Raw genomic sequence first — 17,099 nt, forward strand, 5'->3', positions numbered from 1 at the left:
GAATCGCGTTCGGTCTCTTGCGCCCCATATCTTGTTTCACGCTCTCATGGAGTAGCAGCGTTTCCATCGAGTCACTCTCGCTCTGTGCAGTCCCCGGCTCCAATAGACCGTCGGAACGCTCTTATTTCGGGGGAAGGGCGGGATTCTCTCGCTGTGTCAAGACAGCGCTGCCCCGAGAGCGCTCCCGCCGGCGACGGCCAGCAGGGCAAAAAGGAGCGTCCCGCCGGCGTACGCCGCGGCCGCGGCCCGATCGCCGTCTTCCAGAAGCCTGACCGTCTCCACCGCGAAGGACGAGAACGTCGTGAACGCGCCACAGAAGCCGACACCGAGCGCGAGCTGTGTGTGGTCTCCTATTCCGGCGCCGAGGACGACCCCGAGGGCGAAGCTCCCGGCGACGTTGACGAGGAGGACGTCGCCCCCGCGCCGATCGACCGCCATGGAAACGGCGTACCGCGAGACGGCCCCCGCCGCGCCGCCGATCCCGACCACAAGGAGGGTCACGAGCGCCATCGAACCACCGCCCGCGCGAGAAACACCGCGAGCACGCCGAGGGCGTAGTTCCCGACGACGTTGGCCGCCGCGATCGCCGGGTCGAGGCCGACGGTTTCGGCGGCGAACGTGCTGTAGGTGGTGAACGACGAAACAAACCCCGTCGAGACGACGAGCCGGGTCCGTTCGGGGATCGATCCCCGCCTTTCGATGCTATACACCACGAGCCCGAGCAGAAAGGAACCGACGACGTTGACGGCAAGCGTCCCCCAGGGAAACGCCGCCGGGAGGGCGACCGCGACCCCGTGTCGGCTCGCCGCGCCGGCGAACCCGCCGGTTGCGACCAGCGCGACGTTCCGAGGCTCCATACCGGCCACTCAGCCGGGAGGGACAGCAACCTTGCGGTTCCGGTGGGTGGCGGAGGACTATCGCCGTCCCGTCCGTCCGGCGGTCGCTGATGTATCTCCCCGGATATTAACGATCATCGATGTACTTATGTGCGCTCTCCTAGCCACTGCTGGGTGTAGGTATGCGCGTTACCGACACACGAGAACGGACACGGCAACGAACCGACAAAAAACGGACCGAACGGGGGGCTGAGGATGGCCGGTGAGGTGGGCGAGGCGGCCGACCTCGATTACCCTTCCAGCGGCTGGAAGGGGTTCTTCAAGGACCACTTCGGCCCCTCGATGCTGTGGGCGCTGATCAGCATCGGCGGGAGCCACATCGCCGTCGCCCCCGAGTTCGGCGCGACGTTCGGGCTCGTCGCTGTGTGGGTCTTCGCGATCATCTACATCGCGAAGTACGGGGCGTGGGAACTCGGTATCCGGTATAACTACGGCGTCGGCGGCAACCCCGTCGAGGCCTACGATCAGCTCCCGGGACCGAGAAACTGGATGCAGTGGTTCACCGTCCTGGTGTTCGGCGTCTTCTACATCGCGATCGTCGGTGCCGTCGGGACGGGTACGGCGGCTATCGTCACGTTCCTGACGCCGCTTTCGGTGTCGCAGGCCTTCATCGTCTTCGTCGGCGGCGCCGGTGTGCTCGTGTTCTTCGCCCGGTACAGTCTGCTGGAGAAGATCCTGGTTGGCTTTACGATCGCGCTTGGCGTGTTGCTCGTCGTCGGCGTGCTCGTCGGTCCACCCTCGCCGGACGTCGTGAGCCAGACCGCCTTCTCGATCGATCTCGGCGGTGATCGAACCGTCGCGTTCGTGGCGCTTTTCGCCGCCGCCGCCGGCTTCGCGCCGACCGGGTTCTCCACGAGCGTCCTGATCGGAAGCTGGAGCATGGCCAAAGGCGAGGGCGCAAGCCAGCTCAAACAGAGGGGTCTCGATCCCGAGAACGAAGCGTATCACGACTACATCGCCCAGTGGATCAAGACCGGCCGCCGTGACTTCAACATCGGCTACGCGTTCAGCTTTATCCTGTTGGCGACGATGGTGATCCTCTCGGCGAACGTCCTCTATCCGGACCCGCCGGGCGACGGACAGTTCGCGGTCGCGATCGGGCAGATCCTCTCGGAGTCCTTCGGCGAGTGGTCCTTCTGGGCGATGATGGTCGGCGCCTTTGCGGCGCTGTACTCGACGGTCATTACCCTCCTCGACGGTGCCTCGCGTGCCGTCGGCGACGTGCTCCCGATGGCGATGGAGAACGACGAGATGAACAGCGATCTCATCCGTCGGGTCGTGCTGGTGTTCGTCGTCGTCATCAGCAGCGCTACCGTGTTCGTCCTCGGGAACATCCCCGTGACGTTCATCCTCTATATCGCCGCCATCCTCGCGGTGACGGAGATCGTCTTCTTCCCGGCGAACTGGTACGTGGTCAAAAAGAACCTCCCCGAGCGGTTCCACCCGACGACCGCCTGGAACGTCTACTACGTCTTCGCGCTGCTCGCCGTGTTGATCTTCGGCGCGATGGGGGCGGCCGTCCGTCTGGGTATCGTCCCGCAGTTGGTCGATCTCGTCGGCTGACGGGGCGATCCGTTCGGCGCTTTTTGCCCCCGTGATTTAATCCGACCCCGCACCGTGCTCGGGGTATGGACGACGAACGCCTCCCGAGCCGGGACCTGACCGAGGGCGTCAAACGCGCCCCGAACCGGGCAATGTTGCACGCCATGGACCTCGACGACGAGGACCTCCAGCGGCCGATGGTCGGCGTCGCCAACACCGCAGCCGAAATCACGCCCTGCAACGCCCACCTCGACGAAGTGGCGGCGGCGGCGAAAGCGGGGATCGAGGCCGCCGACGCGGTCCACATCGAGTTCGGCACGATCACGATCTCCGACGGCGTCTCGATGGGCCACGAGGGGATGAAGGCCTCGTTGATCTCCCGGGAAGTGATCGCCGACTCCGTCGAACTCGTCGCCTTCGGCGAACGACTCGACGCCATCGTCGGCGTCGCGGGCTGCGACAAGAACCTCCCGGGAATGCTGATGGCCGGCGTACGAACGGACCTGCCGACCGTGCTTTTGTACGGCGGATCGCGCCCGACCGGAACGTTCCAGGGCGAGGAGGTAAGCGGCGTCGAGGTCGTCGAGGGCGTCGGCGCGGTCCTGGGCGGGGAGATGACCGAAGCGGAACTGACAGAGCTAGAGCAGTCGGCCTGTCCGGGCGCGGGGTCCTGTGCGGAGATGGCGACCGCGAACACGATGGCGACGGTCGCCGAGACGATCGGGATGGCGCCGATCGGGTCGGCCTCCCCGGCCGCCGAAACCGACGAACGGCAGGCCGTCGCCAGGGAGTGTGGCGAACGCGCCGTCGCCGCGCTCCGCTCCGGGCTCCGGCCGAGCGATATCCTCTCGCGTCAGTCCTTCGAGAACGCCATCGCGGTCCAGGCCGCCATCGGCGGCTCGACCAACGCTGTCCTCCATCTGCTGGCGTTGGCCGAGGAGGCCGGCATCGAGCTGACGCTCGAGGCGTTCGACGAGATATCCGCGCGGACGCCCCACATCTGCAACCTCAAGCCCGGCGGCGAGTACACGATGCACGACCTCCACCGCAACGGCGGCGTCCCGGCGATCCTCCGGTATCTGATCGACGGCGGCTACGTCGACGGCGACGCGCCGACGATCACCGGCGAGACGCTGGCCGAAGCCGTCGACCGGGCCGATCCGCCGACGCCGGACCCGGCGGTCGTCCGACCACCCGACGAGCCGATCGACGACGAGGGCGCGATCGTCGTCCTGCGGGGGAACCTGGCGCCCGAGGGCGCGGTGCTGAAAGTGACCGGCGACCACGACTACCGGTTCGAGGGGCCCGCCCGGGTCTTCGACGGCGAAAACGAGGCCTTCGAAGCCGTCGAGAACCGAAAGCTCGACGGCGGGGAGGTTCTCGTCATCCGCAACGAGGGTCCCCGCGGCGGCCCCGGCATGCAGGAGATGCTCAGCGTCACCGCGGCGATCGTCGGCGCGGGCTACGACGACGTGGCGCTTCTGACCGACGGCCGGTTTTCGGGCGCCACCCGCGGCCCGATGATCGGCCATGTCGCCCCCGAGGCGTTCGCCGGCGGCCCCATCGCGGCACTCGAGGACGGCGACCGGATCACGATCGGCGTCCCCGAGCGCACTCTGGCGGTCGATCTCACCGACGACGAGATCGAATCGCGGCTGGACGAGTGGGAGCGTCCTACTCCCGAGTACGGTCGCGGCGTTCTGGCGAAGTACCCCTCGATGTTCGCATCCGCCGCGGAGGGTGCCGTGACCCGGCCGTGTCCCGGCTGGCGGGAGTGAGCCTCTCTGTATTGATCGGGACTTCTCGACCCACTCGATAAACGTGCTGTCGTCCCGGGTTTATCAAATAACGCTGCTAACAGTGTCATCCACTGCTGAGTGTTTCATTCTCGATAACAGCCTGTTCGTGCGGTAACGCCCGAACCTCTATCCCCCGCCAGTCACCATCGACACCGATCAGTGCCTGGGAGTAGCCGCGCTCTTGTCCACCCGGAATAGCGGTCTGAACGTACCGCATCTGCGCGTGATTGAGCCCGAACACTTCCGCGATTTCTTCGTTCATCCCATCGAGTTTGTGGAACTGCTTGATCGCACACTGGTCCAGAATCATCTTCGAGATATCGTGTGCTAGGAACTCATCGACAGTCTGTGTGATGAGCTGAATCGAGAGGTCGTGATGTCGGTGGTGACGGAAGATCGTCTCCAGATACTCGAGCGTGTCCGAATCTTTCATCAGATATCGGGCTTCGTCAATGACAAAGACGACCTCTTTGTTCGTCTCCTTCGCTCGCTCGTAGACGAGCGAAATGAGTAACTCCATCAGGAGGCTCGTCTGTCCACCGATCGAGCCACCTTGCTGGGCCAAATCGAGATAGAGCACTTTCTCATTGCGAATGTCGAACTCGCTCTCTCTGCCGAGATTTTCGAGTTGGCCGCCATCGTCGAACGGACTTAACTGTCCGAGGAGCCAGATCGCATCATCGTGAACCGTCTCACGTTCGGCATCCACACGGACGACGAACTCCTCCGGCGACTTTGACATCTCTTCGAGAACGTCGAGGACGTCACGAACCGTTGGGCTGGCTCGATCGTGTGTTTCGGCGTTGTCGGTTATCCCCTGTCGGTCGTACGCTTCGTCGACTGCCCGCTCGAGCGTTGTACGACGGGTTCCCAACTCGATATCCCGATGAGCGAAGTAATTCCGGAAGAAGCTCATCACTCGTGTTCGCCGCTCTTTCAACAGATCCGCGTCCTCACCGCGCCGTTCGAGAACGTGTTCGGGCGTCGGCCGTATCTCCAGGGGGTTCAATCCCAGCTCCCCACCGACAGTGATCTGTCTACCACCGAGAGCGTCGATCACGCCGTTCCAGTTGTTGAGTGGTTCGAGAACGACACCGATCCGATCCGGATCGCGTGCAAGCGTCCGGATGAACTGCTGTTTCGAACTGAACGATTTGCCGCTCCCGGGATCGCCGACCGTGAATTTCGCATAGCCGTCCTCCCGTGCGAACGGATCGATAACGACGGGACTGGCGGTATCTTTGTGAACGCCGAATTCGATGCCGCCGTCCTCTAGGATGGTTGCGTTGTGCGGCGAGGCCAAAAGCGCACCCACAGCACCACCCAGTGCGACCGCGGACCGATCGAGTTCGTTCGGGCCGATCGGCGCGGCCGATCTGATCGCGAGATCCTGTGCACAGATCGCCGTCTTCGGTTCCAGACGCGCGGGTTGTTCGCGAATCGTCGCACGAACCTCCTTGAGTGAGTGCTGTAGCTCCGCTTGTGTGTCCGCACGGACGGTGATCACGAGCTCCTGTTCGAAGACGTGCTGGCCGCTTTCGACGGCCTTGTACGTTGCCTGTGCGGTGTCGGCGCGTTCGTGAAGATACGATCCGCGGACGGAGTCTTCGAGACTGGCGTCCGCTCGGAGATCGTCGGCAACCCGTTGCAGTTCGTTTCGCGCACGCCCCTGGTTTTTCGGGACGATCCGGGCATTCAGATCGAACTCGACATCGGTCAGCTCGAAGAGACCGCCGAGATATCCGTCCTTCGGCGCGTCCGGATATTCGGCAATGTAGAGCGTCGTGGTCCACTGCTCGCCGACACGAGCCGCACGCGTTTCCCACTCGACGGCTGAGGGTGCCAAGACGTCCTGTTGGCGTTTGGCGAGATCCTCCAAAAGCGAGTACTCGACGGCTGCCGTCTCGATCGTCTCCGTATCCAGCAGTTCATCGAGCGTCGATTCCTCATACCGGTACGCGTCGAACCACGAGATGAGATGGGAAACGACGATGAAGCTGACCACGGTGAACGTCCCATAGAACATGAATCCCTCCGTCGAGACGATCGGCGGCAGCGACACGAGGAATTCCGCGATCCGACGAATGAACGGCTCGATCACGATTCGTCCTCCCGTGGACGCCGCGAAACGACCTGACTCGATCGGATCACATGCTCAGCGTCTGCTTCGTCGTGTTCTTCACCGTTCCAGAATTCGATCGTAAGATAACATAGCTCGGTGGTCGTGAGCCGCCGACTCGACCAACCGGGCATGTCGTCGACGAACTCCGATCGGATCATCTGAAGGCGATTATCGAGCTTCTCGAACAGCGTCGTCCGGATCTGTGCTTCCTCCAGTTCGACACGATGAGCGACGAATGGGTTGAAAAGAAAGCCGACGACGGGGAACTCGGAGAGCCGTTCGAGCGGCGTCTTTTCGGTTTCGTACTGATGATAGATCTCCATCCGGTCGGCTTCGACCCCGAGATAGTAGTGACACTCCTGAATATCGGTCAACTCCGTCGGTCGCTGCTCTCGATACTCTTCGATCAGGTCTCCGAAGACGGGATTGTCTCGAACATCGTCCTCGTGGAGCCGTGATTCGAGCTGATCGATGAGTTCCTTGACCGGAAACGATCGGGTCGTGACATACAGCGATAGCGGGAAGTCGATCTCGGTATTCGCGAACGTTTCGGCGGCCTCTTGAACCGTCGCCCAATCCTCCGACATGGCGAAATCCATGTTCGGCGGGTTGAGTTCGACAAAGGCTTCCATCGTCCCGTCGGTCCGCTCGATCGCGTGCGAACCGGGCCACGCCCGTTCGATGCCCGTCAGTTCCTGGGTCGACTCGCTGACATCGAAGGGTGTGTATTCGATCATCCCACCTTTGGTCGATCGGTTGGTGTGGTCAGCCCGATAATTTCGCGTTACTCGGGGGCGTTTGAGCGTGTATCGTCCGATATCTGCGAGCCACTGTGTGGCGGTTCGATCCGAGGGTGCCGCATAGACGATCGCCACACCTGCGGTAAATCCGATCAAGAGCAGGCCGATAGCGAGGATATCGATCCCGATTACGCTGCCGAGGAGCAATCCGCCAAGCGGCAGCCCGAACAGAATACCGACATCGCCTTCGTCGATATTGAGTATCGGGAGTTTGTTGGTCGCTCCGAGCTGGTTCATTACGCGTCGGTCGGCTGCAGTCGAATCCTGTGACATCGCTCAATAATAGGCTGGGTCGTTCTCTTTGCGACGATACTCCGGAACACCGCCCGCGTTCGGGCTCGCGTCCTGTTCGGGTTGTCGGGCTGGCTGTTCGCCGTTCGTTTGCCGGTATCGTTCGGTGGCAGCTGCGGTTGCGGCACCCTTTGCTCCCCATCGAGCGGTCATCGCTGCTGCCCGCGGCCCGGCGACGTACGCGGCCGTGCCCGCAGTACCGAGCAGTGCCGCCCCGCGGCCGGCACGGCTGATCGATCGACTCGCCAGCGGCGCGGCGTAGCTGAACGTTTTCCACGTTACGAACACAGCCAGGACCGGCAGCGAAATCGCGACAATATATTTGACGAACGGGCCGGAGACGGGGAGCGTGTTCGAGCCGATGAACAACAGTTCGTACCCGCGAAACAGCAGGGCCGTCGGCAGCGGCAGAACGGCCAGTGAAACGAACTGGACGCCGATGCGTCTGGCGATCTCCGAGACGATCGGGATATTGCCGTACACGACTGCAATCCCGATCGGCATCGTGTACAAAAAGACGTACAGAAGCACTTCTCGGAGCACGAACAGCGCTCGAAGGAAGACAATCGAGAGCCCGCCGACAGCGGCCATACAGAGCGTCAGTATCGGCGTTTCCAGCCCCTGTGGAAGCATTGTCGCGAGTGCGGTCCCGACCCGGTTTACGTCCGGGAGGATACCGATCGTCAGCGCCTCGATGATGGACAAAAACAGGACGGAAACCCAGTACCACGAGACGATGAGAAAGCCGCCGGTCACCGCCGATCGACGCGTCTGCCGGTGTTCGCGTGTGGATCCCCCTCCGAAAATTCGGATGAAATGTCGGCCCTGGACGCAGAGAAACAGGACGATCAGCCCGAAGAACATCATCTCGCCCGCGACGGTCGCCTCATAGATACTGTGCCACGGGGCATCCGAACTCGCGGGTTTCGTCAACGCTCGCTCGAGGCCGCTTCCAGCCGGTGTCGGTGTCGTAAGGCTCCCCCGAGAGAGTGCTTCGTATCCCCCGGTCAGCATCTGGGTAAACCACATCGTAAGCCGACCGATGATGTCCTCGAACCACTGGAGGCCAAAGTCGGCGAACGGTAACGTCATGTCCATCCATCCCCCCTACCCGTGAACATCGAGGCGAGTGTTCGACCGGCGTAGTAGGCCACTGCGAGCGGGAGCACCGTCATCCCGAATCGAACCCCGAGTTCGATCCAGCCGCCAATTGTCTGGAGGGGATGCCACCGGACGGAATCTGTATCGCCGTCGTACGCTGGGTAGACGTCTATCCACGAAGCTGGGACGTACCGGGCGCTGTATGCGCCGGGCGATGTCAACTGAACGGTCGCCTGTCCGCTGGCGTTTGTCCGAACTCTCGTCTCGCCGAGTTCGATGTAGCCTGATCGATTGCGGTCCCTCGCCGAAGCGTGGCGTGATCGAAGATCGATCGGCTCGCCGGTCTCAGCATCTTCGAGTTCCACGAGGACGGTCGCACCCGCATCGGTCGTCTCTGTAACTGATGCCGAGAGTTCTGCCTCGCGGATTCGCTGTGGTTCGGCGATCATCTGACTGACGCCGGTTTCCGTCCCGTGAACGATTCCGTTGACCGTGACCTCTTCGGGATCGATTTGATCGGCGCGAACACCCATCCCGTAGGTCTCGTTGTACGGACCCGAAACGACCTCGGCCGAGACGTGTTCGGGCAGCGACGGGCTGGGAGAGTCATGTGTCGTCCCCCACCTCCGCAGGATCGTCGGATCGGTGTGTTCGGGCTTTGCGAGCGGTGCCATCTCGGAGGGATACGCGTGGACGTAGACCGGCAACGCGTGGCTTTCGTGTGTTGTGGTCCCGTCGTCGCTCGAGGCAACCAACCGACGCCAGTCCTGGCTGCGGGCGGTGAAAAACCGCCAGATACCGCGGATTTCCGTGTCGCCCCCAGCATCGAGCGTGTACCCCTGCCATGGCTGGGCCTGGGCGATCGAGATCCCCTCGCGTCCGTCAGGATAGACGACGCTGACCGCCGTCGGATCGAGATCGTATACGTCGACGGTGTACGTATTCCAGACGGTCACCCACCGACGGTGTGTGAATCTCTCGGTCGTGCGATCCGACTCCGGCGGGGGCTGAACCGTCTCTTGAAGCGTCGCCTCGATACGCGCTTCCAGCGTGATCTCCGCCTGGTGTCCATCGAGGGCATACGAAAACGCGGGTCGATGGGTGCCGTTCTTGGTTTCGATCACTTCGCCGTCGATCAGTAATCGAACCTCCTTGATATCGTGTTCTTGGAGTTCCCATGAATGTGACCAGCCATCCTCCGTCTTCGACTCCGGTACATCGATGCGGTAATCGACCGCCCCGCGTACCCGCCCTTCGGGCGCCGCGTACAGCCGTGTCTCATTCGGCGCAATATACGTCCATGTCGACGGTGTGAGCGAGAAGATCGACGCGTGAGCGTCCTTGATGTATGGCCCGGAGTACGGATCCGCCGATTCGGGATGTACCGACTCGTCGATACCGCCCGGCTGAAACCGACTGTGGGCGTATCGATTCCATCGTCTCGCTGTGTCTGGCGGCTCTGTGAACGTGAGGTCAGTCTGCGTTGCGATCTCGTGAACGGCGGTCTGCTGTCCGCTGGATTCCCAGCTATCGGAAGGCGTATTCGACCACAGCGTCGCTTCCTCGCTTTCGGTCAGATCACTCCCGGTCGTCCCGGGGCGCGGCGGTGCTGCAGCTGCTGCCGTCGCGGTCGACAGGGTAGCGACGAGCAGACAGCTCGCGACGAGCAGTATGTGGCGGCCCATCAGAACGGGATCAGATCAACACAGTTGGCGATCGGAAGCTCCATCGACGATCCCAAGAGCGTGAAGATCGGCCCGAGCAACACGAGCACCGTCGCGGATTTCAACGCTTTGCGTTTGTGCTGTTTGAAGCCAGCCTGCTGTTCTTGATTCATCGTGAACATCTCCATGAGCGAATCGCCCTGCCAGACGATCAACAGCCCCATCACGCCGAGGCCAGTCGTCAACTGGACGAAGCCTTCGATCATGTTCACGAGCGTTTCGCTTTGCTCTGCACAGATCGGATTCTCCTGAGCAAGTACTGGATCGACGGCGATCAGTGCAAACGCGAATGTGATGCAACTGACGTACGTCGCAGTTCGATACGCTGCTGTTCGGGTAAACAGCCGATGTGTCCATCCTGATTTGTCCGACATGCAGGGGGTCTGGTCTCCCTTTCGTACATAAACTCAAGGGACGCTCATCCGTACTCTAGAGGAACACGATGACGGTGGTGGGACCGATGTGGTCATACGAATGCAGCGCGGAAACCCACGGCCGTGGAGTAGCTTACCCAATCCGTTTCTGCTCAGTCAGAGGCACTAATACTCCTAGTTTCGAGAGTCTACCGAAGAGCGAATCAGTCGGTCCGGTGGTTATCGACGAACGATTCGTCTAATGTGATACCCAACCCAGGGCTGTCATTCGGCGAAACGTATCCGTGTTCGTCGAGTTCGAAGGGATCTTCGACCATGTCGGTAACCAGTCCGTTGTAATCGGTCTGGTCGTACTCGACGAATTCGCTATTTGGAATCGAACAGGTGACGTGAATAGCCGCGGCTAGATCTATCGCCGATGAGAATGCGTGCGGCATGAACAGTTTATTTCTCGATGCGGCCATTGAGGCTATCTTCAGTCCCTCCGAGATGCCACCGACCCAATTGATACCGGGTTGAACTATGTCGACACAGTCTCTCTCGATGAGCTCTCGAAACTCATATCTCGTGTATGCCGTTTCACAACCGGAAAGAGGGACATTCACTTTCGAATTAATTTTTTCCATCCCTTCCGTATCATCGGCAGGTATCGGTTCTTCGATCGCATACAGGTCTTGATCTTTCAGCCGTTCGGCCATCCGCAACGTCGTTTTAACGTCCCAGTTATTGTTCGGGTCAACCATCACGTCTACTTTCGGACCAACTGCTTCTCTTACAGCTTTCACCCGCTTTTCGTCTTCATCGAGGCTCTCTTTACTGACACCTTTATATTGGTTCCACTTCGCTACAGTTTCCGTATGCGTATCCCGGCCAAGTTTTAGTTTAACGCCCGTGAAGCCGTCGTCGACGTACCGCGCCATATCCTCGGCGAGTTTTTCGGTATCATCCTCCCGATCCGTATAATATCCGGCGCTGGCGTATGCTTTCACCTTATCTTTAAATGGGCCAAGAAGCTGATACGTGGGTACGTCGTGTATTTTTCCGGCTAGGTCCCAGAGGGCGATATCGATCCCGCTCATCCCGGTCACGGTAAGGCCCCGCCTCCCGTGCTGACTCGTACCGACATAGATATCCTCCCATATTTTCTCGATGTATCTTGGATCCTCTCCGATGAGGTACTCGCTGAGTTCCTCTTCGATCACCGTTTCTGTCGTAACGGTCGGTCCGCCGAAGTACGCGGCCTCGCCGATTCCCGTTAATCCGGTGTCCGTTTTTATTTCTACAATTACAACATCTCTGGATATCTCTCCTTTCGCATAGTATCGTTTCTCGTCCATAGGATACGACAACGGTATGGCCTCCACATCGACTATTTGCATATGACATTTTTATATATGTATAGATAATTATATAATTAACGATTATATAGTGAATTAAAGCATGTTCGGGATTCAAGCGACAAGATCAGCCGTAGTTGAATCCCTCCCACGGAGGATGCCTGATATCAAAAATGGAGGCACACGCTGGAGACATCGCTACTCCTGTATCTTAAATACCAGAACGAGGCATCCCGCCGTGCAAGCGTGGGAGCCTGCCGGGAAACGACCGGCGAGTGTTGTGCTGAAACACTCTCCACCACGCTTCGCGGAGAAAGCATGCGTGAATTCGATCCACGGTCCGGAAGGACTATCGACAGGACGGATAGCCGACTTGATATCCCAGCTGATGCCGTAGTGCTCGGGAGGGACAGACAAGGCGCTCTCCATCTCTTCTCACGAAATACGCGTTCGATCACGGTCGTCGATACAGCCGAGTTGATCCAACGATACGATCTCACTTCTCACTCGTTAGATACGTGGGTGACGATCATCGCCCAAGACCCGGGTTGGCGTGATCTCTATAACGCGGAGATGTTCCTCGAGATCCTCGCTGATACCGTGGGGGCACGCTAGATGCCGATCGCCATCTTGGACACCGACGCTGAATGTCCCGAATGCGGACACTGCGGAGCATGGTCACAGACGCTCATCGAGCACTCCCAACCCGTAGAGCGGTTTCAGTGTCAGGCGTGCGATGCCCAATGGGTGATTCCCCGGTGACTACCCCCGACAGTGTATCACTCGACGTGCCCGTGGACAGCACAGAGCGAACGCTCATGGAGGCTACGCCCCGTCACATCCGGACACGCTGGAAGATCACCAAGACACCATCACGTACGGGACTCGAAGGTGTCATTAAGTATGCCCCGCAGCGTTGGTTTGTGGCTGGTGTCTACGTGTCCTGTATGTTCATGCATGAGTTCACGTAGCTGATCAACGTCTTCATCGGGGATGTCGGAATCTGCCTGTGCCGCGTAATAAAGTGCAACAAGGGCGTGTGGCGTCTGCTCGGGGTCACCAGAGTCTACGAGTGCTCTCGCTTCTTCAACTGTGACGGATTCGCCGTTACAGATCGCGGCTTGTTTGAGGGTGATAGCGTCGACGACCGCCGCCGACACCTGTTCGTCGGGTTGGAGTAGATACCCGTACTCATCCTGTTCGGCTACCTTCACCCACACCTCATAGCTGCCATCTCTGACGATCACCCATCGTTTTACGTTTCCGTCTTCATCGGTAACCGAATTCACGACTTCTACGTCGTTACGGTTCACAGTCCTATGCATAGCGTAGGGATGTTTCCGCCCATCTCCGCCCACCTCAACCCAATATTCCTCATCAGGGGTGTCTTTATCCGAAATCATGATCCAATACGCCACCTACATATTATCGGGATAGAACATTACTTTAACGCATAAATCGAGGATGCTACTTACCAGTATCTGCACTCCGACTGGTGCTGAATACGTGCCCTTCATCTTGCACGTCGGTCAGTGACAATATTCTACAACCGACAGTTGTTTTACTAGATTAGGTAAGAGCGGTGGGATTAGCGAACTCAGCCTCGTCAATTGTGTTCGTCAAATGGGACGACTCATGTCGTAGCAGACATCGATACGTTTGAGAGATTCTGTGCCGTCAGCTCTTTCTACTGATCATCACTTGGCCGCTGTGAAAGTCGATCGAATCGGTCCTGTGCGGCCTCTGAACGCCGTTCAGTCCCGTCCGGATCGTACTTGGCGTCCGTTACTTCGTCATCAGTGCATTCGATCGTAAGTACCGATCCAGTCTCGCGTCCTGCCGCTGGAAGTTCGGCGACATCGAGTACTAACTCGTATAATTCCCCATCAGCAGCCTCTAGCTCGAGCCGAGCGAGCGAATCCTCGATCTCGTCGATAACGGCCGTGTAGGTTCCATCCGGGATCATGGGTATGATTCGGTAAGAACTTGCTCGCCATCAGTGTTCGTCACGATCACCGTATCTCCATCGTTGTTCCAGATCGGCCGACTCGATCCCCAATAGCGCTCGGTTGCTGTATCGTCGCCACTCCCGGTCCGAAGTGTGATCGTTTCACCTAGGTCAAGCACAGTTTCTTCAGGGAACGTATAGGTTGCCCCGGACTCATCCTGGACTGTCCAGCCGGCGAGGTCAAGCGATGTGTCGCCAGTGTTCTCGAAGACAACGTACTCATCGTTGAGATTCTCACGATCATCGCCTTCTGCGTCGGCGTGGATTTCGGTAATCGCGAGCGCTGAGTCCGTTCCGTCGGAAGGGTCGTTCGATGTCCCGCCGTCAGTGGTCGCCGTCGTCGATCCCGTGGTACCGCTGGAGGCGTTGATGACTGCCCGTTGTGTGATCGAATCTGACGCTCCCAGCTCAATCGGCGTGCCGTCTCGAAGGGACAGTGGCGCCGTCGGGGCTGATTGTTGTGTCCCAACTGTCACGTGCGTCCCGTTGCTTTGGAAGACGGTGTTGCCGTGGGTGGCTGTCCAGTAGGCCGGGACCGACCGCATTGCGAGCCGGTTCAGCGTTTCCTCGTGGGGATGGCCGTATTGAGAGTCATATGGCGAGGAGATCACGACAGCGGCCGGCGTCGCTGCATCGAGCAACCGATCACCGGTGCTGCTCGAACTGCCGTGATGGCCCGCTTTCAGCACAGTCGTCTCGAGTTGGATGCCATACTCGTTGACGAGGAACCGTTCGGCGTCGGCTTCGGCGTCACCGGTAAAGAGAAAGCTCGCCTGCCCGTGGCGGAGTTGGACGACGAGGCTGTTCTCGTTTCGATCCTCACCGTCGAGATACCCTTCCGGTGGACCGAGGATCTCTGCAGTGACGCCCTCGAACGGGATTGTATCGCCAGCTCGGGCCTCATAGAGCGTCACGTCATGTGTTTCGACGGCATCGAGATACTGTGCGTAAGTCTGCGTTGTGGAGGTAATCCCAGAGTCGTAGATCTCGCCGACGCCGTCGCCGTTCGTCTCCAGATGAGTAATCACCTCGGCATGTCCGCCGATGTGGTCGGCATCGGGATGTGACGTGACGAGATAATCGATCCGGTCGATATTGTGGGCATCGAGATAGTTGATGACGTGTTCGCCATCATCGTTGAAATGCCCCGAATCGATCAGCATGGTTTCGCCATCGGGGCCGATTACGAGAACGCTCGCAGCCTGGCCGACGGCGATATAGTGGACTTCGAGCGTTCCCGCTGCAGACGTGGTAAGATCGTCTCCGCTACTTTCGGTTGTTTCATCACTCGCAGGATCCTCCGGGATTCCTGTCTCGCTGTCGTCGGGATCGGGCTGTGACGGTGCTATACTGGTACACCCCGCTACCGAGGCGGTCAATAACAAAACAGCGATGGCTATGACGGGGAGGCGACCCATTGAGAAGTAGAACACAGATCAGACAAATAAAACCGTATCTCCTGCTGTATGGTGGGAATCGATCCGATCTACAAACAGCGATTCATCGGGATCTTAATCGCCTGTGGTGACGATCGACGTGTTTGCTCGGTTTCGTACAGCCCCGACTGTAGCATAGACGAAGGGCGTGTCGAGAACAGCAATTGCGAGTTTGATGATGTACTGGCCGACAATGAGCCCTACCGCTTGCGACAACGGCACTCCCTGGAAGACGACGAACGCAATCGTGATGAAGATCACTGTGTCGATCAGTTGGCTGGTGATTGTTGAGCCGAGATTCCGCAGCCATAGCGCCTTCCCGTCTGTGTAATCTCGGATTCGATGGAACACGATGACGTCCCAGTTTTGACTAATCAAATACGCAAGCAGACTTCCTGCGATGACTCCCGTACTGGCACCGAGGACACTACTGAACTGTTCTTGCCCGACCGGTGATTCGGGAAAGACAGGAGCGGAGATCGCCAGCCAGACCAATCCCAAGAGGACGAAGTTCATTACGAACGCGACGTTGACGAGTTGCGTGGCAGCCTGCCGCCCGTATAATTCCGCATAACAGTCCGACGCGAAGAACGTAACCGCGTACGCAAACGCGGCAGCCGGAACCAAGAGTAAATCCCCCGTCAACGGGACCGCAAATGGGAGCCCGACAGCGACGATTTTCGCCGCCGTTACCTGCGAGGTGATCAACGCTGTCACGAAGATGGCAATCAACGCTAACCGAGGAATCGGGAGTCGGTCCGTCGCGGTATGCGCATCATTACTCATTCGTCGGCCTCTGTCTCATCGCCTTCAAGTCGACCGTGTCTTGCATCAATCTCATCAAGCATATCCAGCGTTTTTCGGACTGAGGCACGGATCGCATCGCTTCTGTTGACGAACTTTCCATCGGAGCCAACGTGCTCGTCGAGGTCTTCCAGCAACTCTTCTGGAATCTCAACGCTTATTTTCGGCATACCAAGGTATGCTTGAGGTAGTCTTTTAATATTATCGGTGATCGATAAGGCTTCGTAATAAGGCTTCCATCTCTCCCTGTGAAACAAGTGTTTATCTTTTGATACTATGAGTTATTACTGTGCAAGATACAGAGGTTGGATCTAGCTCGATCGGATAATGTCAACAGCATTTGTCGCTTCGTACCAGAGTGTGTCGAGAGGATTTGCAGCGCTCATAGAGTAATATCTGATAGATACTTCCGATGCGTAGCCGAGGATCTGAATGCCACTGCCGAGGGGATCAAATGGGCGTTAAATTTGTCTAGCAACGGGGAGTTCCGCTATCGACACACATTTGACTCTGCTGAGGAACTCTCACAGTACGATCCTCTGTGGTTACAGCTGATGACGTATTACCTGGACAGCACCTTCCGGCTCCGATGGAGGTTGAGGTTACTGATGTCACATGGAATCCAGGTCCTTCTCGACGTGCGGAAGTTGAGTTAGTGGATACGGTTGGCAATCTGTTTCGGTTAATCGACTACGAGGGAGCGAATATTTCCATCGAGTGGCGACCAGGATCTTCTTATCTGATCGATGAGTGTGGAACCCAGAAAGGAAAACGCGGGTTTGAGTTTGAACGCCTGTGTTTAATCACTAGCGGGCGGGGGATCACGTCGTGAGATCAAAGGCGTTGAAGCGGGAGAGTAGTGATT

15 protein-coding genes are annotated in these 17,099 nt (G+C 59.0%); 2 read left to right on the forward strand and 13 right to left on the reverse strand.

Going from position 1 to position 17,099, the window contains the following annotated elements; genetic code table 11:
* Positions 1–156 precede the first annotated feature (156 nt).
* Together KM295_RS15535 and KM295_RS15540 are read right to left on the reverse strand one after the other, a co-directional pair.
* Positions 157–510 (reverse strand): fluoride efflux transporter FluC, encoded by a 354-nt coding sequence (locus tag KM295_RS15535; RefSeq protein WP_256031006.1) that lies wholly within the window; start codon positions 508–510, stop codon positions 157–159.
* A complete protein-coding gene (locus KM295_RS15540) occupies positions 498–857 on the reverse strand; it encodes a fluoride efflux transporter FluC (RefSeq protein ID WP_256031008.1) in 360 nt (119 codons plus the stop codon). Before KM295_RS15540 ends, KM295_RS15535 begins: the two co-directional genes overlap by 13 nt.
* A gap of 234 nt (positions 858–1,091) precedes the next feature.
* Here KM295_RS15540 and KM295_RS15545 point away from each other — a divergent pair, with 234 nt between their 5' ends.
* Positions 1,092–2,459 (forward strand): Nramp family divalent metal transporter, encoded by a 1,368-nt coding sequence (locus KM295_RS15545; RefSeq protein WP_256031010.1) that lies wholly within the window; start codon positions 1,092–1,094, stop codon positions 2,457–2,459.
* A gap of 65 nt (positions 2,460–2,524) precedes the next feature.
* Positions 2,525–4,216, forward strand: coding sequence for a dihydroxy-acid dehydratase (gene ilvD, locus KM295_RS15550; protein WP_256031011.1), 1,692 nt, complete (start codon positions 2,525–2,527; stop codon positions 4,214–4,216).
* Between the two features lie 85 nt (positions 4,217–4,301).
* On the opposite strand, the gene KM295_RS15555 is transcribed toward ilvD, so the two are convergent.
* The 11 genes from KM295_RS15555 to KM295_RS15605 form a co-directional block, all read right to left on the reverse strand.
* On the reverse strand, positions 4,302–6,263 hold the full coding sequence (locus KM295_RS15555; protein WP_418904816.1) for a VirB4 family type IV secretion system protein: 1,962 nt from the start codon (positions 6,261–6,263) through the stop codon (positions 4,302–4,304).
* Positions 6,264–6,334: 71 nt separating this feature from the next.
* Complete coding sequence (locus KM295_RS15560) at positions 6,335–7,396, reverse strand: TraC-like domain-containing protein (protein ID WP_256031016.1); 1,062 nt, start codon at positions 7,394–7,396, stop codon at positions 6,335–6,337.
* A gap of 39 nt (positions 7,397–7,435) precedes the next feature.
* Positions 7,436–8,542, reverse strand: a complete 1,107-nt coding sequence (locus tag KM295_RS15565) for a TrbL/VirB6 family protein (RefSeq protein ID WP_256031017.1) — start codon at positions 8,540–8,542, stop codon at positions 7,436–7,438.
* Positions 8,539–10,236 (reverse strand): DUF8186 domain-containing protein, encoded by a 1,698-nt coding sequence (locus tag KM295_RS15570; RefSeq protein ID WP_256031020.1) that lies wholly within the window; start codon positions 10,234–10,236, stop codon positions 8,539–8,541. Before KM295_RS15570 ends, KM295_RS15565 begins: the two co-directional genes overlap by 4 nt.
* A complete protein-coding gene (locus tag KM295_RS15575; protein ID WP_256031022.1) occupies positions 10,236–10,649 on the reverse strand; it encodes a DUF7985 family protein in 414 nt (137 codons plus the stop codon). The genes KM295_RS15570 and KM295_RS15575 overlap by 1 nt, the downstream gene beginning before the upstream one ends.
* Positions 10,650–10,852: 203 nt before the next feature.
* The gene (locus KM295_RS15580; protein ID WP_256031027.1) at positions 10,853–12,028 is read right to left on the reverse strand and encodes a mandelate racemase/muconate lactonizing enzyme family protein; all 1,176 of its coding nucleotides are present in this window, start codon (positions 12,026–12,028) and stop codon (positions 10,853–10,855) included.
* Between the two features lie 830 nt (positions 12,029–12,858).
* Positions 12,859–13,389 (reverse strand): hypothetical protein, encoded by a 531-nt coding sequence (locus KM295_RS15585; protein ID WP_256031029.1) that lies wholly within the window; start codon positions 13,387–13,389, stop codon positions 12,859–12,861.
* Between the two features lie 284 nt (positions 13,390–13,673).
* On the reverse strand, positions 13,674–13,952 hold the full coding sequence (locus tag KM295_RS15590; RefSeq protein ID WP_256031032.1) for a DUF3006 domain-containing protein: 279 nt from the start codon (positions 13,950–13,952) through the stop codon (positions 13,674–13,676).
* A complete protein-coding gene (locus tag KM295_RS15595) occupies positions 13,949–15,412 on the reverse strand; it encodes a lamin tail domain-containing protein (protein ID WP_256031033.1) in 1,464 nt (487 codons plus the stop codon). The genes KM295_RS15590 and KM295_RS15595 overlap by 4 nt, the downstream gene beginning before the upstream one ends.
* A gap of 93 nt (positions 15,413–15,505) precedes the next feature.
* Positions 15,506–16,216 (reverse strand): queuosine precursor transporter, encoded by a 711-nt coding sequence (locus KM295_RS15600; RefSeq protein ID WP_256031034.1) that lies wholly within the window; start codon positions 16,214–16,216, stop codon positions 15,506–15,508.
* Positions 16,213–16,404, reverse strand: a complete 192-nt coding sequence (locus KM295_RS15605) for a ribbon-helix-helix domain-containing protein (protein ID WP_256031037.1) — start codon at positions 16,402–16,404, stop codon at positions 16,213–16,215. Before KM295_RS15605 ends, KM295_RS15600 begins: the two co-directional genes overlap by 4 nt.
* Between the last annotated feature and the right edge of the window lie 695 nt (positions 16,405–17,099).

The organism is Natronomonas aquatica (genome assembly GCF_024449025.1).
Lineage (GTDB): Archaea > Halobacteriota > Halobacteria > Halobacteriales > Haloarculaceae > Natronomonas > Natronomonas aquatica.